Consider the following 21,160-nt stretch of genomic DNA (forward strand, 5'->3'; position numbering starts at 1 on the left):
AAAAGATCGCATCCTTCGGCAGCTCCTACAGGAATACACATTCCAATGTAGGAGCTGCCGAAGGCTGCGATCTCTTGATCTTAACCCTTGAGAGCAGCCGCCAGAATCAGCGCCTTCATCTCGGAAACAGCAGACTTGAATCCCACGAACAACGCATGCGCCACCAGCGCATGGCCGATGTTCAGCTCGTTGATCCCCTTGATCGCCGCAACCGCCTCAACGTTGTGATAGTGCAGGCCATGACCGGCATTGACGATCAGCCCCTGCGCCAGACCAAACGCCACGCCATCCGCAACGCGCTGCAGTTCTTCAGCCACTTCCGTCGGCGTTTCAGCATCGGCATAACGCCCGGTGTGCAGTTCGATCGCCGGTGCGCCAACGCGCTTCGACGCTGCAATCTGCCGCTCATCAGCATCGATGAACAGCGACACTTCGCTGCCAATCTTCGACAGACGCTCAACCGCAGCCTTGATCCGCTCTTCCTGCCCCGCTACATCCAGACCACCCTCGGTCGTCAGTTCCTGACGGGTTTCCGGCACCAGGCAGATGTGCGCCGGACGGATACGCTCGGCGAACGCCATCATTTCTTCGGTGACGCCCATTTCGAAGTTCATGCGGGTCTGCAGCACGTCTTTAAGCAAGAGCACATCGCGCTCCTGAATGTGCCGGCGGTCTTCACGCAGGTGAACAGTGATGCCATCGGCACCCGCCTCTTCCGCATCCAGCGCCGCCTTGACCGGGTCCGGATAACGCGTGCCACGGGCCTGACGCAGGGTGGCGACGTGGTCGATGTTCACGCCAAGAAGAATGCGATTGCTGGTGGTCACGGGTGCGCGCTCCTGAAGAAAAAGATTCGGCGCACAGCATACACGGTGAAGGGTCTGTTTACGTCTGGGCGCGGCGGCAACGGGATGCTGGCTGAGTGCAGGGCAAGGCGCGAGGAACGAAGTTTGGTTGCGCCAAATGAGTTCCGAGCAACGCAGCCCTGCGCGCAGCCAGCGCCCGTTGCGCCGCGTCCAGACGTAAACAGACCCTTAGGGCTTGCGAAACAGCTCGCGACTAACGAGAGGACGGCCACCCAAGTGAACGGCGAGTGCCTGGCGCATCAGGCGCTTGGCTGCGGAGAGTGCGCCCGGTGCAGTCCAGTCGGCTTCGGCCATGGCGAGCAATTCGACGCCGTTGAACAGGCCGGGTTGCAGCAGAAAAACTCGCTCCAGGCCGGCATCCACTTGCAGGCGATAGAGGCCGTCTTCGGCTATCGGTTCGCCGTGGATATCGGTGTTCAGCGAGAAACCGTAGCCGAGATCATCCAGCAAACGCCATTCGAAGGAACGCAGCAGCGGCTCCAGCGGACGGCCTTCGGCCAACGCCAGCAAGGTCGCGGCGTAGTGATCGAAGACGCCAGGATGCGGGTCTTCGGCAGGGAGCAAACGGATCAGCAGTTCATTGAGATAGAGTCCGCTGAACAGCGCCTCACCGTTGAGCCACGCCGAAGTGCCGGCACTTTCCATGCGCCCGACATTCTTCAGCTCACCCTTGCCACGGAACTCGACTTCCAGCGACACGAACGGCCGCGCCAAGGTCCCGGCCTTGCCCCGCGCACTGCGCAACACCGCCCGCAGCCGACCTTGTGGCGTGAGGAAATCGACCAACGCGCTGGTTTCGCGGTAAGCGCGACTGTGCAGGACGTAAGCGGGTTGGGCGGGAGGTGGGGTTTGCGACATGAACGTTGTTTCCCGATCAGGGATTGCAAAAAAGATCGCAGCCTTCGGCAGCTCCTACAGGTGTACGTCATGTAGGAGCTGCCGAAGGCTGCGATCTTTTGATCTTCGAATCGCTTACAGGTCGCCGTAACCCAGCGAACGCAGCGCGCGCTCGTCGTCGGACCAGCCGCCCTTCACCTTCACCCACAGATTGAGCATGATCTTGGAGTCGAACAACAGCTCCATGTCCTTGCGCGCTTCGGTGCCGATGCGTTTGATGCGCTCGCCCTTGTCGCCAATGATGATCTTCTTCTGGCCGTCACGCTCAACGAGGATCAAGGCGTGGATGTGCAGGGTCTTGCCCTGCTGCTTGAACTCTTCGATTTCGACGGTGATCTGGTACGGCAGCTCGGCGCCCATCTGGCGCATGATTTTCTCGCGTACCAGTTCAGCGGCGAGGAAACGGCTGCTGCGGTCAGTGATCTGGTCTTCCGGGAAGAAGTGATCGTTCTCCGGCAGGTGATCCGCAATCACTTTTTCCAGCGCGTCGAGGTTGTGCCCGTGCTGCGCGGAAATCGGAATGATCTGCGCGTTCGGCAGTTGTTCCTGCAGCCAGCTCAGGTGCGGCATCAGCTCGGCTTTGTCTTCAATGCGGTCGGTCTTGTTCAGCGCGACGATCAGCGGGCCGGTCACGTACTGCACGCGCTCCAGGACCATCTGGTCTTCGTCGGTCCACTTGGTGCGATCGACCACGAAGATCACCACGTCGACGTCTTTCAACGCTGCCGAAGCGGTCTTGTTCATGTAACGGTTCAGGGCCTTTTCGCCACCCTTGTGCATGCCCGGGGTGTCGACGTAGATCGCCTGCACGTCACCCTCGGTCTTGATCCCGAGCATGTTGTGGCGGGTGGTCTGCGGCTTGCGCGAGGTGATCGCGAGCTTCTGGCCGAGGATGTGGTTCAACAACGTCGACTTGCCGACGTTGGGACGGCCGACGATGGCAACATAGCCACAGCGAGTTGCGTTTGTATCAGTCATTGCCATTCTCCACGCCCAGGGCAATCAGTGCTGCGGCGGCCGCTACCTGTTCGGCAATACGACGGCTCACACCCTGACCTCGGCTTTTTTCATTCAGTAAGACAACTTCGCATTCGACGAAGAAGGTTCGGCAGTGCGGCTCGCCCTGGATATCCACCACTTCGTAGCGTGGCAGATCGCAACCGCGCGATTGCAGGTGTTCCTGCAGGCGGGTTTTCGGGTCCTTGTTGGTATCGACCAGCGTCAGGCCTTCGAACTCGCCGGCCAGCCAGGCCAGGACGCGTTCGCGCGCCATGTCCATGCCAGCGTCGAGATAGATTGCACCGATCAAGGCTTCGAGGGCATCGGCCAGAATCGATTCGCGACGGAAACCGCCGCTCTTCAATTCACCGGAACCCAAGCGCAGGTAATCGCCAAGGTCGAAACCACGCGCCAGCACGGCCAGCGTCTCACCTTTCACCAGGCGTGCGCGCAAACGCGACAACTGGCCTTCGCGGGCCAGCGGGAAGCGATCGAACAGCGCCTCGCCAGCAACGAAGTTGAGGATGGCATCACCGAGGAATTCCAGGCGTTCGTTGTTGCGCCCGGCAAAACTGCGGTGCGTGAGTGCCAGAAGCATCAGCTCCTGATCCTTGAAGGTGTAACCGAGCTGGCGCTCGAGACGGCTTAGAGAAACGCTCACGGTTTACCCACGCTGAGTTCGTGGCTGGATTCCACTGCCATCGCCGGGATACGGCGCAGGCCTGGGACAATTAACGCTGTGTTCAAAAATTAAATCCTGGCGATAGCGAAGCCGATTGTGCCGGCTCCAGAAATGCATTCGGCGCTGTGGTCAACAGCGCCGTGTGTGATTACTTGATCAGGCCAACCCGCGAGAAATTCGGCAGGTGGCTGAGTTTCGGTTCCGGCCAGCTCATCCAGACCGCGAAGGCCTTGCCGACGATATTCTGGTCGGGAACCATGCCCAGCAGATCCTTGGGAATGTTCGGATCATCCCAGTAGCGACTGTCGTTCGAGTTGTCGCGGTTGTCGCCCATCATGAAGTAGTGCCCGGCCGGTACGGTCCAGCTGTGGTCCGGGGTGGCGCGGTAGCGGCTCATTTCCTTGCGGATCAGATGCTCTGCGGCGCCGAGTTTTTCTTTGTACAGTTCGGCGCTGCCCAAGGTACCCGGTTCGGAGCCCACCAACTGTTCGGCAATCGACTCACCATTGACGAACAGACGCTTGTCAGCGGTGTAGCGCACCGTGTCGCCCGGCAGACCGACTACACGTTTGATGTAGTTGACGTTCGGGTCGCTCGGGTAGCGAAACACCATCACATCGCCACGCTGCGGATCACCGACTTCGATGATTTTCTTGTCGATCACCGGCAGGCGGATCCCGTAAGAAAACTTGCTCACCAGAATGAAGTCGCCGACGTCCAGGGTCGGTTTCATCGAACCGGACGGAATCTGGAACGGTTCCACCAGAAACGAACGCAGCACCAGCACGATGAACAACACCGGGAAGAACGACTTGCCGTATTCGACCAGCAGCGGCTCTTTGTTGAGTTTCTCGACCACCACGACATCTGGCTGACCGACACTGCCCTGATAAGAGGCAATGGCGGCACGCCGACGCGGTGCAAGAATCAACAGATCAAGCAACGCCAACAGGCCGCAGACGAACACGGCGATGACCAGCAACAGCGGGAAATTTAGTGACATAGGACCTAACTATCCAACCTGAGCACTGCAAGGAAGGCTTCTTGTGGAATTTCCACGTTGCCGACCTGCTTCATGCGTTTCTTACCGGCCTTTTGCTTCTCGAGCAGTTTCTTCTTACGGCTGACGTCACCACCGTAGCATTTGGCCAATACGTTCTTTCTGAGTGCCTTGACGGTTGTCCGGGCAACGATCTGACCACCAATGGCAGCCTGAATCGCTACGTCGAACATCTGACGCGGAATCAGTTCTTTCATCTTCTCGGTCAACTGGCGACCTTTGTAGTGCGAGTTGTCACGGTGCACGATCAATGCGAGGGCATCGACCTTGTCGCCGTTGATCAGCACGTCCAGTTTCACCAGATTAGCCGATTGGTAACGATCGAAGTGGTAGTCCAGCGAAGCATAGCCGCGGCTGGTGGATTTGAGACGGTCGAAGAAGTCCAGCACCACTTCGTTCATCGGCAAGTCGTAAGTGACCTGCACCTGATTGCCGAGGAACAGCATGTCGACTTGAACGCCACGCTTCTCGATGCACAGAGTGATGACGTTACCCAAGTGCTCTTGCGGCACGAGGATATTGGCGCGCACGATCGGCTCGCGCATGTCTTCGATCGACGACACATCCGGAAGCTTGGATGGGTTGTCGACGTAAATCGTTTCACCGGTTTTCAGCACCAGCTCGAAAATTACCGTCGGCGCGGTGGTGATCAGGTCCAGGTCGTACTCGCGCTCGAGGCGCTCCTGGATGATTTCCATGTGCAACATGCCGAGGAAGCCGCAACGGAAACCGAAGCCCAGGGCGTCGGAGCTTTCCGGGGTGTATTGCAGCGACGAGTCGTTGAGGGTCAGCTTCTGCAGCGCTTCGCGGAAATCTTCGAAGTCGTCGGAGCTGACCGGGAACAGACCGGCGTAAACCTGTGGCTGGATGCGTTTGAAGCCGGGCAGCACTTCAACGTCCGGGGTCGAGGCCAGGGTCAGGGTGTCACCAACCGGTGCACCGTGAATGTCCTTGATGCTGGCGATGATGAAGCCTACTTCGCCGGCTTTCAGATCCGTGGTGGCGGTGTGTTTCGGGTTGAACACACCCACGCTGTCGACCAGGTGGATCTTGCCGGTGGACTTGACGAGAATCTTGTCGCCCTTCTTCACGCGGCCATGACGCACGCGCACCAGGGAAACAACGCCCAGATAGTTGTCGAACCAGGAGTCGATGATCAACGCTTGCAGCGGATCTTCGATGTTGCCGGTCGGCGCAGGAATGGTGTGCACCAGACGCTCAAGCACTTCGTCGACACCCAGGCCGGTTTTGGCGCTGCAGGTGACGGCGTCGGTGGCATCGATGCCGATGATCTTCTCGATTTCGTCCTTGACGCGATCAGGATCGGCCTGTGGCAGGTCGATCTTGTTCAGTACCGGCATGACCTCAAGGCCCTGCTCGATGGCGGTGTAGCAGTTGGCCACGGACTGGGCTTCAACGCCTTGACCGGCATCGACCACCAGCAGTGCACCTTCACACGCGGCCAGGGAACGGCTGACTTCGTAGGTGAAGTCGACGTGACCCGGGGTGTCAATGAAGTTCAGCTGATACTTGATGCCGTCTTTGGCCGTGTAATAAAGGGTGACGCTGTGGGCCTTGATGGTGATCCCGCGTTCACGTTCCAGATCCATGGAATCCAGTACCTGGGCTTCCATTTCACGCTCGGCCAGGCCGCCGCACATCTGGATGAAGCGATCGGCCAGCGTCGACTTGCCATGGTCAATGTGGGCGATGATGGAGAAATTGCGGATATGACTCAAATCACTCACGGATCAACACTCAAAAAGGCTGCAGGCATAGCCCGCCGAAAAATAGCCGGGAATTGTACCTGATACACGGCGCAAGCGTCACGTTCGCCTGTCACCCGGATTGCATGCAAAAACGCCCCGATCTGTCGATCGAGGCGTTTTCGAGGTTTAAAGCACGGGTATTTCGCCCGTCATCAACCGGCTCTTCGCAGCAGCCAGACACCCGCCAGCGCACAGACACCCGCCGGCACCAGCACCGCGAACAACGGCGAGAAACCGAACACCAGACTCGAAGGGCCGAGCAAATCCTGGACGATACGGAAGGTGAAGCCCACCAGTACGCCGGTGAACACACGCTGACCGAGGGTCACCGAACGCAACGGGCCGAAGATGAAGGAAATCGCCATCAGCACCAGGGCGGCAGTGACCAGCGGTTGCAACACCTTGACCCAAAATGCCAGCCAGTAGCGACCGTTGCTCAGTCCCTGTTCGGACAGATAGTGGATGTAACCCCACAAGCCACTGATCGACAGCGATTCCGGCGCCATGACCACGGTGCTGAGCAATTGCGGGCTCAGCGACACGTCCCAACGCTCGGTCGGAGTGTTCACCACCTCAGTGTTGCGCTCATGAAAAACCGTGGTCGCGACGTCGGTGAGCTGCCAATGATTACCGTCGAACTCGGCCTTCTTGGCGAAGCTCGAACTGAGCAGATGGCGTTCCTTGTCGAAGTGGTAGCGGGTCACGCCATACAGCAGGCCGTTCGGTTGCACCGCGTTGATGTGGATGAACTCGTCACCCTGACGGTGCCACATACCGTGCTTGGCACTTTGCGCATCGCCGCTGCCCTGGGCCAGCGAGCGATTGGCCTGAGCCATGCTTTCCGTGGCTGGCGCGACGTATTCGCCGATCAGCACACCGGCCAGCATCAGCACCAGCATTGGCTTCATCACCGCCCAGACAATACGGCCGATCGACACGCCCGCTGCACGCATGACCGTCAGCTCACTGCTGCTGGCCAGACTGCCGAGGCCGATCAGACAGCCGATCAGCGCCGCCATCGGCAGCATTTCGTAGAGACGGCGTGGCGCGGTCAGCAAGACGAAGCTCAGCACGTCAAGCAGGGTGTAGGTGTCGCTGACGTCGCCCATTTCATCGATAAAGGCAAACAGCGTCGCCAGACCGAGGATGATCGCCAACACGGCGATGATCGCCATGAACACGCTGCTGCCGATATAGCGGTCGAGTTTAACCACGAGCCACCTCCAGCGCAGCAGAGCGTCGGCTGGCCATCTTCAGACGCAACGGCTCCCAATAGAGCAGGCCGAGACCGATGACCAGGAAGATCGCGTGCACCCACCACAGACCGAGGGCCGGCGGGATCTTGCCTTTTTCAAGGGCGCCGCGAGCGGCAATCAGGATGGTCAGGTAAGCCATATAAAGAAGAATCGCCGGCAGCAGCTTGAGGAAACGCCCCTGGCGCGGGTTCACGCGCGACAGCGGCACCGCCATCAGGGTCACGATAAATACCAGCAGCGGCAGGGACAGACGCCACTGCAGCTCGGTGCGCGAGCGAATGTCGTCGCTGCCCAACAGGGCCGATGTCGGCATGGCGTCGCGGTCGGTGACCTCTTCGCTGACGTCTGGCTTGGGCAGTTGCACGCCATAGGTCTCGTAATGAATCGCTCGGTAGTCGGCCTGACCCGGACTGCCGTCATAGCGGTAGCCATTGTCGAGAATCAGGTAACGGTTACCGTCGGGACGCACTTCCTGCCGGCCCTTCTCGGCCACCAGCACGGAAATCCCGCGATCCTTCTGATCGGCACCGAGGTTTTTCTGCGAGATGAACACGCTGCCCAGATTGACGCGATCGTCGCTCAGGGTTTCGGTGTAGGTCACCCGAGTGCCGTCACGCAGCGCCTGAAAACGGCCAGGTTCAAGGGTATCGAATTCGGTCAGGGCGTCCTGCTTGTTCAGCAGCAACTGGAACTGGTTGGCACCTTGCGGGGCCAGGCCAAGGCTCAGCCATGCCACTACCAGCGCCACCAGGGTCGCCGGAAACAGGGTCATGCGAAACAGCTTCTGCTGGCTCATGCCGGTGGCCGAGAGCACGGTCATTTCGCTTTCGAGGTACAGGCGCCCGTAAGCCAGCAAGATCCCGAGAAACAGGCCCAGCGGCAGAATCAGTTGCAGGAACCCCGGCAGACGAAAGCCCATGATCAGGAACAAAGAACCCGGATCGAGCTGGCCGGCAGCGGCCTGAGCGAGGTATTTGATGAAACGACCGCTCATGATGATGACCAGCAGCACGGCACTCACGGCACTGAGGGTCAACAGGACTTCGCGGGACAGATAACGGAAGACGATCAAACCAGACACTCCAGGGTTGTCAGGCTAAGGCGGCCAAACAAGCAAACACATCGACCGGCCCGCAACGCAGAGCCGTCGAAAAAAGATGCGGCATTATCCTGTGATTGAGGGCGCCTGTCACTGCGCACACTCATCCATGTCTGTAATCCTTTGCAGATCGTACAACCGAGGGTTGTCAGGCGCGGGGAGCGAGGTTCAAACTGCGGCCCTTGTCGCAGGCTTTGGCCTGCGCCTCTTCTCTCTATAAGCAGGCGACTGCGGCCACCGTCGAACGCCTGCGTGTTGACCATTCATTCAGGGATCCGCACATGGAACTGGTTGTAAAAAGCGTTAGCCCGGAAACGTTGAAAACCGCCACCCTGGTGGTTGCCGTCGGTGAAGGCCGCAAACTCGGCGCCGCCGCCAAGCAGGTCGACGAACTGAGCGGTGGCGCGATCAGCGCCGTCCTCAAGCGTGGCGATCTGGCCGGCAAAGTCGGTCAAAGCCTGTTGCTGCACAGCCTGCCAAACCTCAAAGCCGAGCGCGTGCTGCTGGTCGGCGTTGGCAAGGATGAAGAGCTGGGCGATCGTCCGTTCCGTAAAATCGTTGCCGGCATCCTCAATACGCTGAAAGGTCTGAACGGCAGCGACGCCGTGCTGGCGCTGGATGAAGTTATTGTCAAAAACCGCGACAGCTACGGCAAAACCCGTCTGCTGGCGGAAACCCTGGTGGACGGCGAGTACACCTTCGACCAGTTCAAGAGCCAGAAAGCCGAACCGCGCGCGCTGAAGAAAATCACCCTGCTGACCATCAAGGCTGCCCAGGCCGAAGTGCAGCGCGCCGTGAACCACGCGACCGCTATCGCCAACGGCATGGCCTTCACCCGCGATCTGGGCAACCTGCCGCCAAACATCTGCCACCCGACCTTCCTTGGCGAACAAGCGAAGAACCTGGGCAAAGAATTCAAGGATCTGAAAGTCGAAGTCCTCGACGAGAAGAAGATCAAATCCCTCGGCATGGGCTCGTTCTACGCCGTCGGCCAAGGCAGCGAGCAACCGCCGCGCCTGATCGTCATGCAATACAACGGCGGCAAGAAATCCGAGAAGCCGTACGCGCTCGTCGGTAAAGGCATCACCTTCGACACCGGCGGCATCAGCCTGAAACCAGGCGCCGGCATGGACGAAATGAAGTACGACATGGGCGGCGCTGCCTCCGTGTTCGGCACCCTGCGCGCCGTGCTTAAGCTGAAACTGCCGATCAACCTGGTGTGCATCCTCGCTTGCGCGGAAAACATGCCGAGCGGCAATGCGACGCGTCCGGGCGACATCGTCACCACCATGAGCGGCCAGACCGTGGAAATCCTCAACACCGACGCCGAAGGCCGTCTGGTGCTGTGCGATGCGCTGACCTACTCCGAGCGCTTCAAGCCACAAGCGGTAATCGACATCGCCACCCTGACCGGCGCATGCGTCGTTGCTCTGGGCGCGCACACCTCGGGCTTGCTGGGCAATAACGACGAACTGATCAGCCAACTGCTCAGCGCTGGCAAGGCAGCCGACGACCGCGCCTGGCAACTGCCGTTGTTCGACGAGTATCAAGAACAGCTGGACAGCCCGTTCGCCGACATCGCCAACATCGGTGGCCCGAAAGCCGGCACCATCACGGCGGCGTGCTTCCTGTCGCGCTTCACCAAGAACCTCAACTGGGCGCACCTGGACATCGCGGGCACCGCATGGACCAGCGGCGGCAAGGACAAAGGCGCCACTGGCCGTCCGGTGCCATTGCTGACCCAATACCTGCTCGATCGCGCCAAAGCCTGACACCGCTGATGGGCGGCGGCGTCACTCTCGGGTGACGCCGCTTGCCGCTCTGGAACCGCAATGACCAAAGTCGACTTCTATATTCTGCCCAGCGCCGACCCTTCGGCACGCCTGGACTTTGCCTGCAAACTCACCGAAAAAGCCTGGCGCATGGGTCACCGTATCTACCTGCATTGCCGCGATGCCGCCCAGCGTGACGATCTCGATGCGCGCCTGTGGGCGTTCAAAGGCGAAAGCTTCGTGCCGCACGGCCCCGCCGACAGCGAGCCGGACGGCTTGATCGTGTTGGGTGTGGGCGATGACTGCGGTCAGCACCAGGACTTGCTGGTCAATCTCGACCTGAAAGTCCCGGCCTTCGCCAATAAGTTCGCCCGAGTGGCGGAAGTGGTGGTCGAAGACCCGACGATTCGTGCCGCGGCGCGGGAGAGTTTTCGCTTCTACCGCGAACAGGGCTATCCTCTGCAAGATCACCGTTTACAGCGACTCTGAGCATTCCAATGGACACTCCGAAACCGCAGCAAAAGCCGACACACCTGCTCGACGATCTCGAATCGATCCGTCAGCTGCTCGGCGACGACAACCTGCAACCGCCACTGCTGACCGACACGGTCGAGGATGGCGAACAGGAACAGATTCCGATGTTGTTTGACTCTGTCGGCGCTGAGCCGGCCGCTGTCGAACCACCTCCCGCCCCGGCCCCGACACCCGCCGCACCACCTGCGGCTCCTGCGAATAAAGGCCCGGACGCCCTGCTCCACCTCGACAGCGAGCTGCGCGCCGCCGCGCAATTGATCATGCAGGACGTGATCGACGACTTCGCCCCGCACATCGAAACCGAAATCAAACGCCGCCTCGATGCACGCATGGAACGCCTCCTCAGCCAGTACGAATAACCCCCCCTCCTTGTGGTGAGGGGATTTATCCCCGATCGGCTGCGCAGCAGTCGTTAACCCTGCAAACGCGCAGCGTGATTGAAATATTGGGGCTGCTGCGCAGCCCATCGGGGATAAATCCCCTCACCACAAAGGTTCCCCCCCAACATTAGTGTCCGCGCGACCTCCCCCCGCTCGCCCTCGGCCCCGTGCCCCGCTATACTCGTCGGCTTTTCCTGAATTAATGCCAATAGGGTCCCGCCGCGCATGGATAAGACCTACCAGCCGCACGCCATTGAAACTTCCTGGTACAACACCTGGGAGTCCGAGAACTACTTCGCCCCGCAAGGCGCGGGCGACTCCTACACCATCATGATCCCGCCGCCGAACGTCACCGGCAGCCTGCACATGGGTCACGGTTTCAACAACGCGATCATGGACGCCTTGATCCGTTTCCGCCGCATGCAGGGTCGCAACACCCTGTGGCAGCCGGGCACCGACCACGCCGGTATCGCCACGCAGATGCTGGTGGAGCGTCAACTCGAAGCCCAGGGCCAGAATCGCCATGATCTGGGCCGCGAAAAATTCCTCGAGAAAGTCTGGGAATGGAAGGATCAGTCCGGCGGCAACATCAGCCGTCAGATCCGCCGCCTCGGCTCGTCCGTGGACTGGAGCCGCGAGCGCTTCACCATGGACGACGGCCTCTCGGAAGCGGTTAAAGAAGCGTTCGTGCGCCTGCACGAAGACGGTCTGATCTACCGCGGCAAGCGTCTGGTCAACTGGGACACCAAACTGCACACGGCGATTTCCGACCTCGAAGTGGAAAACCACGACGAAAAAGGTTTCCTGTGGAACCTGAAGTACCCGCTGGCCGACGGCGCGAAAACCGCTGACGGCAACGACTTCCTGATCGTCGCGACCACCCGTCCGGAAACCATGCTCGGCGACTCCGCCGTCGCGGTAAACCCGAACGACGAGCGCTACAAAGCGCTGATCGGCAAGTTTGTCGAGCTGCCACTGGTTGGCCGCCGCATCCCGATCATCGCCGACGATTACTGCGACCCTGAGTTCGGCACCGGCTGCGTGAAAATCACCCCGGCCCACGATTTCAACGATTACGAAGTCGGCAAGCGCCACAACCTGCCGCTGATGAACATCTTCGACAAGAACGCCAACGTGCTGCCTGCAGCCCAGGTGTTCAATCTCGACGGTACGCTGAACGAAAGCATCGACGGCGCAATTCCGGCCGAGTACGCCGGTCTTGAGCGTTTCGAAGCGCGCAAGCAGATCGTCGCGGCGTTCGACGCCGCCGGCCTGCTGGTCAGCGTTGACGATCACAACCTGAAAGTGCCGAAAGGCGACCGTTCGGGCACCGTGATCGAGCCGTGGCTGACCGACCAGTGGTACGTCTCGACCAAACCACTGGCCGAGCCTGCGATTGCTGCCGTTGAAGACGGCCGCATCCAGTTCGTGCCGAAGCAGTACGAAAACATGTACTTCTCGTGGATGCGCGACATTCAGGATTGGTGCATCAGCCGTCAGCTGTGGTGGGGCCACCGGATTCCGGCCTGGTACGACGAGTCGGGCAAGGTCTACGTCGGTCGCGACGAAGCCGAAGTGCGTGCCAAGCACAACCTCGGTCCGGACGTTGCGCTGCAGCAGGATAATGACGTACTCGACACCTGGTTCAGTTCGGGTCTGTGGACGTTCTCCACTCTGGGCTGGCCGGAAAAGACCGAATTCCTGAAGAAATTCCACTCCACCGACGTGCTGGTGACGGGCTTCGACATCATTTTCTTCTGGGTTGCCCGGATGATCATGCTGACCATGCACCTGATCAAGAACGAGGACGGCACGCCGCAGGTGCCGTTCAAGACCGTCTATGTGCATGGTCTGGTGCGTGATGGCCAGGGCCAGAAGATGTCCAAGTCCAAGGGCAACGTCCTTGACCCGCTGGACATCATCGACGGTATCGAGCTGGAAGACCTGGTGCAGAAGCGCACCTCCGGCATGATGCAGCCGAAACTGGCGAAGAAGATCGAGAAGCAGACCCGCGACGAGTTCGCCGACGGCATCGCCAGCTACGGCACCGACGCCCTGCGCTTCACCTTCTGCTCGCTGGCTTCGACCGGTCGCGACATCAAGTTCGACATGGGCCGCGTTGAAGGCTATCGCAACTTCTGCAACAAGATCTGGAACGCCGCGCGTTACGTTCTGGACAAGGGCGAAGATTGCGGCCAGAACGGCGAAGCCTACGAGCTGTCGCTGGCGGATCGCTGGATCATCTCGCAGCTGCAACGCACCGAAGCCGAAGTGACCCGTCAACTCGATCAGTTCCGTTTCGACCTCGCCGCGCAAGCGCTGTATGAGTTCATCTGGAACCAGTATTGCGACTGGTACCTGGAACTGTCCAAGCCAGTGCTGTGGGACGAGAACGCGCCGGTTGAGCGTCAGCGCGGCACTCGCCGTACGCTGGTTCGCGTGCTCGAAGTGGCGCTGCGTTTGGCGCATCCGTTCATGCCGTTCATCACTGAAGAAATCTGGCAGCGCATCGCGCCGCTGGCCGGCATTCAGGGCAAGACGATCATGCTGCAGCCTTGGCCAGTGGCCAACGAAGAACGCATCGATCCGGCCGCCGAAAACGACATCGAATGGCTCAAGGTACTGATGCTCGGCACGCGTAACATCCGTGGCGAAATGAACATCGGCCCGGGCAAGCCTCTGCCGATCTACCTGAAGAACGTCAGCGCTGAAGACCAGCGCCGCCTGACCGAGAACGAAGCGCTGCTGAAGAAGCTGGCGCGTCTGGAATCGATCACCGTTCTGGCGGCTGGCGAAGAAGCACCGTTGTCCGCCACCGCACTGGTTGGCGAGATGGAAGTGCTGGTGCCGATGGCCGGTCTGATCGACAAGGGCGCTGAACTGGCGCGTCTGGACAAGGAAATCCTGCGTCTGCAGGGCGAAGTCCAGCGTGTGGGCGGCAAACTGTCCAACGCCGGTTTCGTTGACAAGGCCCCGGCCGAAGTCATCGAGAAGGAACGCGCCAAACTGGCCGAGGCTGAACAGGCCCTGGCCAAACTGGCCGAGCAGCACGCGCGGATTGCCAGCCTGTAACGGCGAATCGCACTGAAAAAGGGAGGCCCAAGTGGCCTCCCTTTTTCATTCCCGCACATTTCCCCTGTAGGAGCTGCCGAAGGCTCGGGCCGCGATCGGACGATCTTTTGATCTGGCTTTTAAAAACCAAGATCAAAAGATCGTCCGATCGCGGCCCGAGCCTTCGGCAGCTCCTACATGGGATCGGCGCATAGCTCGTCAATGTGGGACAATAGCCGCCACTTTCAGCCATACCCGAATCGACCACGCCCATGAACGCCCCCCGCACCCCCAAACCTGCGCGCAAGAAGCCTGACTCCGCGACCCCGGCCAAGGCCGTCGAGCCGCGCGAAAAGGCCAGCCTGCACCCGCGCAATCGCCATCAGGGTCGTTACGACTTCCCGGCGCTGATCAAGACCACGCCGGAACTGGCGAAGTTCGTGATCACCAACCCGTACGGCAAGGAAAGCATCGACTTCGCCAGCCCCGATGCGGTGCGCGTGTTCAACCGGGCGCTGCTCAAGTCGTTTTATGGCATCCAGCATTGGGACATCCCGGCAGACTACCTGTGCCCGCCGGTGCCGGGCCGGGCCGATTACGTGCACTTCCTCGCGGATTTGTTGGCGAGCATGAACGACGGCAAGGTGCCGCGCGGCGCAATCGTCAACGTGCTGGACATCGGCATGGGCGCCAACTGCGTGTATCCACTGATCGGTAACAGCGAATACCGTTGGCACTTCCTTGGCTCGGAGATTGACCCGACGGCCGTGGCTGCTGCCAAAGCCATCGTTCAGTCCAACGACTTGAACAAAGTGATCCAGTTGCGCCTGCAGGAAAACCGCAAGCACATCCTGATCGGCCTGCTGGAGCCGGGCGAGCGCTTTGACCTGACCATGTGCAACCCGCCGTTCCACGCCTCGATGGACGAAGCGACCAAGGGCAGCGAACGCAAATGGCGCGCACTGGGCCGTGCCGACCCGAAACGCAAACTGCCGGTGCTGAACTTCGGTGGCCAGTCGGCGGAGCTGTGGTGTGAAGGCGGCGAAGCGCGATTCGTGACGCAACTGATCGCCGAGAGCGCGAATTTCCAGCACAAGGTGCTGTGGTTCAGCACACTGGTGTCGAAGGCGTCGAACCTGCCAGCCATTGAAATTGCACTGAAAAAGGCCGGCGTGCTGGAAAGCCAGGTCGTGGAGATGTCGCAGGGCCAGAAGCAGAGCCGCTTTGTGGCGTGGACGTTCCAGACCAAGTCCGAGCAGCAGATCTGGCGCCGCGAGCGCTGGGTTCGCTAACCCCGCTCTGCCCCCTGTAGGAGCTGCGGCACGCTGCGATCTTTTGATCTTGATTGATTTTTAAACACAAAATCAAAAGATCGCAGCGTGCCGCAGCTCCTACAGGGGTAACGCGTCAAATCGCAGCCACAAAAAAACCGTGCCCGGATCACTCCGGTGCACGGTTTTTTATTGCTGCGTCTTACTTGTTCACAGCGTCGGTCAGGCCTTTGGCCACAACCAGCTTGATCACTTTCTTCGCAGGGATTTCGATGGCAGCGCCAGTCGAAGGGTTACGGCCAGTGCGGGCAGGACGCTCGGTCACTTTCAGCTTGCCGATACCAGGCAAGGTGATTTCGCCGCCGTTTTCCAGCTGATCGGCAACGATTTGGCCCAGTTGGTCCAGAGCGTTACGCGCGGTGGTTTTCGGCGCGTCGATAGCTTCAGCGATGTCGGCGATCAGTTGGTCTTTAGTAAGAGCCATGTAGTGTTCCTTCCCTATCAAATTCATATGGATTGCAGAGTGCAGTGTCAGCCATCGAGCCCGATCTTCTGGATCTGGCACCCTCGGCGATAACCACGACGAGTCGGGTTATAGATGCCGAAATCAGGGTTTGGTTCGACCTGACAAATGCTGATTGCACGCTTAACGCAGTGACTTCGCGTAAGACCGGGCAAAACTAGCACAGAGACGGGGAAATATCCGCCTCTAGCTACCCATTTGGTCAGCTTTATTGCTCTAAATCGGTAAAAAACTGCATAAGCCCGTTCGCACGCCCCGGTTTTGCCCTACAACCCCCCGTTTACGCTGCCGCCAACGCAGTTTCCCCGGTTATGTAGGAGCTGCCGCAGGCGGCGATCTTTTGATTTGGCTTTTGAAAAAAACAAGATCAAAAGATCGCAGCCTGCGGCAGCTCCTACAGGAGGCCTGTGCTGAGAATCGGGTACACTGAGCGCTTTTTCGGGGGAGCCTGCCCTCCTCCCTTCCAACAGCCGAGAAGCCCATGCCGATCCGTCATTGCATCGTCCACCTGATCGACAAAAAACCCGACGGCACGCCCGCAGTTCTGCACGCCCGTGACACCGAACTGGCCGAGTCTGCAGCCATCGAGAACATGCTCGCCGACCTCAACGAAAGCTATAACGCCAAACAGGGCAAAGCCTGGGGTCTGTTCCATCCGGAATCCGGCGCGTTCCCGTTCAGCGGCTGGCTGAAGGAATACATGGAAGGCGACCAGGACTTCACCGCGTTCAGCAAAGTCGCGGTCGAACACCTGCAAAAGCTGATGGAAGAGTCGAACCTGTCGGTCGGCGGTCACGTACTGTTCGCCCACTATCAGCAAGGCATGACCGATTACCTCGCTATCGCCCTGCTGCACCACAGCGAAGGCGTGGCGGTGACCGACGAGCTGGACGTGACCCCGTCGCGCCACCTCGACCTCGGCCAGTTGCACCTGGCGGCGCGCATCAACGTCTCCGAGTGGCAGAACAACAAGCAGTCCAAGCAGTACATCTCGTTCATCAAGGGCAAGAACGGCAAAAAGGTTTCGGAGTACTTCCGCGACTTCATCGGTTGCCAGGAAGGCGTCGACGGCCCGGGCGAGACACGCACGCTGCTCAAGGCTTTCAGCGATTTCGTTGAAAGCGAAGACCTGCCGGAAGAATCTGCCCGCGAGAAAACCAAGACCCTGGTCGATTACGCCAGCAGCCAGGCCAAACTCGGCGAACCGATGGGCCTGGAAGAACTCTCCGAGCTGATCGACGAAGAGCGCCCGAAAGCCTTCTACGATCACATCCGCAACAAGGACTACGGCCTGTCGCCAGAGATTCCGGCGGACAAACGCACCCTCAATCAATTCCGCCGCTTTACCGGCCGCGCCGAGGGCCTGTCGATCAGCTTTGAAGCGCACCTGCTGGGCTCGAAGATCGAGTACGACGAAGAGGCTGGCACCCTGGTGATCAAAGGTTTGCCGACGTCGCTGACCGATCAGCTGAAGCGGCGCAACTGATGCTCGGCAATGTGCTGAAGAAGGTCGCGCTGGTTCTGCTGGTGGTCGTGGTTTATCAGAACTGGGGCAAGATCGAGCGGGTGTTCAATCCGTCACAAATGGTTGCCGAGCAGACGCGCGCGCAGGCCAACGTCGTGCTCTACGCCACCGACTGGTGCGGCTACTGCAAACAGACCAAGCGTTTTCTCGACAGCAAGGGGATTGCGTTCAAGGAGTTCGACATCGAGAAGGATGCCGAGGCGCGCAAGGCGTATGAGGCATTGGGTGGACGGGGGATCCCGTTGATCGACGTCAACGGCACGTTGATTCGTGGGTTCGACCCGGACGAGATTCTCGCCGCTCTGAAATAACAGCAAGATCAAAAGATCGCAGCCTGCGGCAGCTCCTACATGAGACATATGTAGGAGCTGCCGCAGGCTGCGATCTTTTGCTTTTAGCGAGCCTCGATGCGGAAGCCGAAGCGCGGGAAGTGCACGTGCACCACGCCGCCACGCTCGTCTTCACGACGAATGATCAGCTCTTCGCGACCGGCAAACAGCAGCTCACCCACCACCGGATCAACCCCGTAATCGGTCGCGGCAATTGCCACCTGCTGGCCAGCCTTGAACCCGTTCGGGTCAACGAACTGCTCATCCGGCAATGCCGCCGGGGTCGCGTTACGCGCCACCTCCAGCGCCTCTTCCGAGGTCATCGCACTCGCCGCGCCATGACCAAAGCCCAGCACTCGATTCAACCACGCAGAAACCGCCGGATACTCATCCACCAGCGGCGCCGTGACGTGCGTGGCCTTGAGGAACCACATGGGATGCGCCAGCGCGAAGTCGGCTATCGACGGCTCGCCGAACAGGTAGTCGCCCTGTTCGCGCTGCAACTGCTGCTCCAGACGCGCCATGATCGTCGGCCATTGGTGCTTGGCCTGTTCGGCGGACAAACGCGTGGCACTGCCACCTGAGAACAGCCCGGCACGGTCGGCGATAAACGCCTTGATCGCTTCCGGTGGCAGCTTGGCGAAACGCACGGCAACCGATTCCGGCTGGAACACCAGACTCACGGCATGCTGAAACACCACCGAATCAGCCCAAGTGGCAAAACTTGCGCTGGTGAACTCCTGACCTTCGGGGAAGAACGCCGGCAACGCCTTTTCCTGCTCCAGTCGACGCGCGATCAAGGAAGTGTCGCAATAGATATCAGCGCCGATTTGCAGCACCGGGGTTTTGCGATAGCCGCCGGTCAGGGCAGTCAGATCAGGTTTTGGCATCACCGGCGAGATATGCACCGAGCGCCAGGACAAGCCCTTGAACCCCAACAGCAGGCGGGCCTTCTCGGCAAATGGAGAGGTCGGGTAATGATGGAGAATCAACTCGGACATGCTCGGCTCCGCCGCTCAGATAGTGAGTCGGCAGCTTAGCGCGCATTTTGTTAGCAGCCTACAGATCTGGCTGATGGGAACCGATCAGTCAGATTGATAAGACGCAACCAGGCATTCCTTGGCGCTCTTGCGCAGCTTCTTGATCAACCGTTCCTGGCGCAAGGCGTCGCTCTTGTCGCGACAAAGTTCGGTGTACACCAATGCCATGGCCGGGCTGGAAAGGAAGAAGCGCGCGCCCTTGCCGCTCTGGTGCTTGGCGAAACGACGCACGGGATCGTCGCTGATCCCGCAGTACAACGAGCCGTTGGCCGCACGAACGAGGTAGACGAACCAGGACTTGCTCACCGGTTCGGCAACATCGACAGATTTTTCGCTAAGGCTGGTCACTTTGGGATCAAGGCGTGTAGGAAACAGGTCGCGATCTTATCAGCGACCGGCCTGAAATGCCTTCAGTCCCTTCAGTGCCTGCGCCCGCACGGCGTTGCGCACCAGCGGCGTCCAGCCGAGCAGCAGGCCTTTGAAACCCAGGGCCTGACGCGACCAGCGCCACAGATCGAAGTGATCGTGGTGCTCGCAGATCTTGCCGTCACGGAAGACGAAACGGGCCTGGATATCGTTGATGACAATGTTGCCGGTCTGGCTGAACAGGTAGGTCGCGACCCAATGCGCGCCGCCGCTGCGCTCATCGGCACGGACGTTGTCGAAGGTCAGCGAGAAGTCCTTGGCGCGGGTGGTGAGCATGCGCCACATGTCGCCGGCATCGCGCCCGCGCAGTTCGCCGAAGGCCGGATCGCTGAACACCACATCGTCGGTGTAGCAAGCGGCCATCGCCTCGGCATCCAGACGCTGGAAGGCTTCATAGAACCGGGTGATCAACGCGGCGTGGACTTCACTCATGGGCAATCTCCAAAAGAGGTACAGATTGCCAGCACGATAATCTGCAAAGCGAAGAAACACTATCGGCATTCGCCCACCGAATACGGCAACCCACAAAACCCCGTAGGAGCTGCGGCACGCTGCGATCTTTTAATGTCGATTTACCAAGGATAAAAATCAAAAGTTCGCAGCGTGCCGCAGCTCCTACAGGGGTCAGATTCGCTCGCTTTGCACTTGTACGTACAGCGCACGCCCGGCGCCAAGCCCGGCGATGATCGCGCCTGTGCCAATGATGCCAAAGATCCAGCCCACCGCATTCCAGCCGCCGGTCCAATCATGCACCACGCCGACCGCGAACGGCCCCATCGACGCCAGCGTGTAACCGAAACCCTGAGACATGCTCGACAGGTTCGCCGCGACATGTGAGTCACGCGAACGCAGCACGATCAAGGTCAACGCCAGACTGAACGTCCCGCCCTGCCCCAGACCCAGCAGAATCGCCCAGCCCCACAAGCCTTCGATCGGTGCATAGAGACAGCCGAACAGACCGCCAAGGGTCAGCGCCATCACCACGACGATCGCCAGACGCTGATCCTTGCCGCGTGTCGCCAGCCACGGTGCAGCGAGCGAACTGGCGAGCTGGATGATCACCGAGCCGGACAGCACCAGACCCGCTTGAGTTGGCGTCAGGCCGCGACCGATGAGGATCGACGGCAACCACCCGAACACGATGTAGGCCAGCGACGATTGCAGGCCCATGTACAAGGTCACCTGCCAGGCCAGCGGATCACGCAGCAGACCGCGCACGCGATAGGCGACATTGTGTGCACCGTGTTTCTGGCCGACCTGCGGCAGCCAGAACAACGCCGCCACCAGCGCCGGGATGACCCAGAAGCCCAGGCCAATTGTCCAGTCGCCGCCAAAATGCTCGCTTAGAGGCACACTCGTGCCCGCCGCCATTGCCGCCCCCAGGCACAGGGCCATGGTGTAGACGCCGGTCATGGTGCCGGCGTGTTTGGCGAAGTCGCGTTTGACGATGCCCGGCAGTAATACGCCGACGATGCCGATACTGGCACCGCCCAGTACGCTGCCGGCGAACAAACCGATTTCACCAAAGCTGCTGCGCAAAATGATGCCGCAAGCCAGTGTCAGCAGGATCCCCAGCACCACGCGTTCGGCGCCAAAACGTCTTGCCAGAATCGGCGCCAGCGGCGCGAACAAACCCAGGCACAGCACCGGCAGCGTGGTCAGCAAACCGGCTTTCGCCGCC

At 60.1% G+C, this 21,160-nt stretch carries 20 protein-coding genes; 7 read left to right on the forward strand and 13 right to left on the reverse strand.

What is annotated here, in order from left to right:
- Nucleotides 1–80 precede the first annotated feature (80 nt).
- The 8 genes from pdxJ to lptF all read right to left on the reverse strand — a co-directional run bounded on the left by pdxJ (nt 81) and on the right by lptF (nt 8,601).
- On the reverse strand, nt 81–827 hold the full coding sequence (gene pdxJ / locus PMI37_RS18500) for a pyridoxine 5'-phosphate synthase (RefSeq protein ID WP_008083632.1): 747 nt from the start codon (nt 825–827) through the stop codon (nt 81–83).
- 207 nt (nt 828–1,034) lie between these two features.
- The gene (gene recO / locus PMI37_RS18505) at nt 1,035–1,724 is read right to left on the reverse strand and encodes a DNA repair protein RecO (protein WP_008083634.1); all 690 of its coding nucleotides are present in this window, start codon (nt 1,722–1,724) and stop codon (nt 1,035–1,037) included.
- Between the two features lie 114 nt (nt 1,725–1,838).
- Nucleotides 1,839–2,741, reverse strand: coding sequence for a GTPase Era (gene era, locus PMI37_RS18510; protein ID WP_007909024.1), 903 nt, complete (start codon nt 2,739–2,741; stop codon nt 1,839–1,841).
- The gene (rnc, locus tag PMI37_RS18515) at nt 2,734–3,423 is read right to left on the reverse strand and encodes a ribonuclease III (protein ID WP_016986099.1); all 690 of its coding nucleotides are present in this window, start codon (nt 3,421–3,423) and stop codon (nt 2,734–2,736) included. The genes era and rnc overlap by 8 nt, the downstream gene beginning before the upstream one ends.
- 169 nt (nt 3,424–3,592) lie before the next feature.
- Complete coding sequence (gene lepB, locus PMI37_RS18520; protein WP_008083637.1) at nt 3,593–4,447, reverse strand: signal peptidase I; 855 nt, start codon at nt 4,445–4,447, stop codon at nt 3,593–3,595.
- A 5-nt stretch (nt 4,448–4,452) separates the two neighbouring features.
- Entirely contained in the window at nt 4,453–6,252 is a 1,800-nt protein-coding gene (gene lepA / locus PMI37_RS18525) for a translation elongation factor 4 (RefSeq protein WP_008083639.1), read from the reverse strand.
- A 173-nt stretch (nt 6,253–6,425) separates the two neighbouring features.
- Entirely contained in the window at nt 6,426–7,487 is a 1,062-nt protein-coding gene (gene lptG, locus PMI37_RS18530) for an LPS export ABC transporter permease LptG (protein WP_008083641.1), read from the reverse strand.
- Nucleotides 7,480–8,601, reverse strand: a complete 1,122-nt coding sequence (lptF, locus tag PMI37_RS18535; RefSeq protein WP_008083642.1) for an LPS export ABC transporter permease LptF — start codon at nt 8,599–8,601, stop codon at nt 7,480–7,482. Before lptF ends, lptG begins: the two co-directional genes overlap by 8 nt.
- A gap of 308 nt (nt 8,602–8,909) precedes the next feature.
- On the opposite strand from lptF, the gene PMI37_RS18540 reads away from it, so the two are divergent.
- From PMI37_RS18540 to rlmF, 5 genes are all read left to right on the forward strand, one after another.
- The gene (locus tag PMI37_RS18540) at nt 8,910–10,400 is read left to right on the forward strand and encodes a leucyl aminopeptidase (protein WP_008083643.1); all 1,491 of its coding nucleotides are present in this window, start codon (nt 8,910–8,912) and stop codon (nt 10,398–10,400) included.
- A 60-nt stretch (nt 10,401–10,460) separates the two neighbouring features.
- Nucleotides 10,461–10,889, forward strand: coding sequence for a DNA polymerase III subunit chi (locus PMI37_RS18545; protein WP_008083644.1), 429 nt, complete (start codon nt 10,461–10,463; stop codon nt 10,887–10,889).
- A gap of 8 nt (nt 10,890–10,897) precedes the next feature.
- Nucleotides 10,898–11,293, forward strand: a complete 396-nt coding sequence (locus tag PMI37_RS18550) for a hypothetical protein (protein ID WP_008083645.1) — start codon at nt 10,898–10,900, stop codon at nt 11,291–11,293.
- 246 nt (nt 11,294–11,539) lie between these two features.
- Nucleotides 11,540–14,386, forward strand: coding sequence for a valine--tRNA ligase (locus tag PMI37_RS18560; RefSeq protein ID WP_008083646.1), 2,847 nt, complete (start codon nt 11,540–11,542; stop codon nt 14,384–14,386).
- 251 nt (nt 14,387–14,637) lie between these two features.
- A complete protein-coding gene (gene rlmF / locus PMI37_RS18565) occupies nt 14,638–15,657 on the forward strand; it encodes a 23S rRNA (adenine(1618)-N(6))-methyltransferase RlmF (RefSeq protein WP_008083647.1) in 1,020 nt (339 codons plus the stop codon).
- Between the two features lie 181 nt (nt 15,658–15,838).
- Here the strand turns inward: rlmF and PMI37_RS18570 are convergent, their stop codons facing one another.
- On the reverse strand, nt 15,839–16,120 hold the full coding sequence (locus PMI37_RS18570) for an HU family DNA-binding protein (protein ID WP_003221909.1): 282 nt from the start codon (nt 16,118–16,120) through the stop codon (nt 15,839–15,841).
- A 520-nt stretch (nt 16,121–16,640) separates the two neighbouring features.
- Here PMI37_RS18570 and yejK point away from each other — a divergent pair.
- Nucleotides 16,641–17,645: a nucleoid-associated protein YejK gene (gene yejK / locus PMI37_RS18575; protein WP_008083648.1), complete on the forward strand. Its 1,005-nt coding sequence runs from the start codon at nt 16,641–16,643 to the stop codon at nt 17,643–17,645.
- Entirely contained in the window at nt 17,645–17,995 is a 351-nt protein-coding gene (locus tag PMI37_RS18580; RefSeq protein ID WP_008083649.1) for a glutaredoxin family protein, read from the forward strand. Before yejK ends, PMI37_RS18580 begins: the two co-directional genes overlap by 1 nt.
- Nucleotides 17,996–18,078: 83 nt before the next feature.
- Here PMI37_RS18580 and PMI37_RS18585 read toward each other — a convergent pair whose 3' ends face one another.
- The 4 genes from PMI37_RS18585 to PMI37_RS18600 form a co-directional block, all read right to left on the reverse strand.
- A complete protein-coding gene (locus PMI37_RS18585) occupies nt 18,079–19,014 on the reverse strand; it encodes a glutathione S-transferase family protein (RefSeq protein ID WP_008083650.1) in 936 nt (311 codons plus the stop codon).
- Nucleotides 19,015–19,098: 84 nt separating this feature from the next.
- A complete protein-coding gene (locus PMI37_RS18590) occupies nt 19,099–19,401 on the reverse strand; it encodes a GIY-YIG nuclease family protein (protein ID WP_008083651.1) in 303 nt (100 codons plus the stop codon).
- Nucleotides 19,402–19,440: 39 nt separating this feature from the next.
- Nucleotides 19,441–19,911: a nuclear transport factor 2 family protein gene (locus tag PMI37_RS18595; RefSeq protein WP_008083652.1), complete on the reverse strand. Its 471-nt coding sequence runs from the start codon at nt 19,909–19,911 to the stop codon at nt 19,441–19,443.
- A gap of 192 nt (nt 19,912–20,103) precedes the next feature.
- A partial coding sequence (locus PMI37_RS18600) for a CynX/NimT family MFS transporter (RefSeq protein WP_008083653.1) occupies nt 20,104–21,160 on the reverse strand: 1,057 nt, incomplete at its 5' end.

This window comes from Pseudomonas sp. GM80, from assembly GCF_000282515.1.
In the GTDB taxonomy this organism is placed as follows: domain Bacteria; phylum Pseudomonadota; class Gammaproteobacteria; order Pseudomonadales; family Pseudomonadaceae; genus Aquipseudomonas.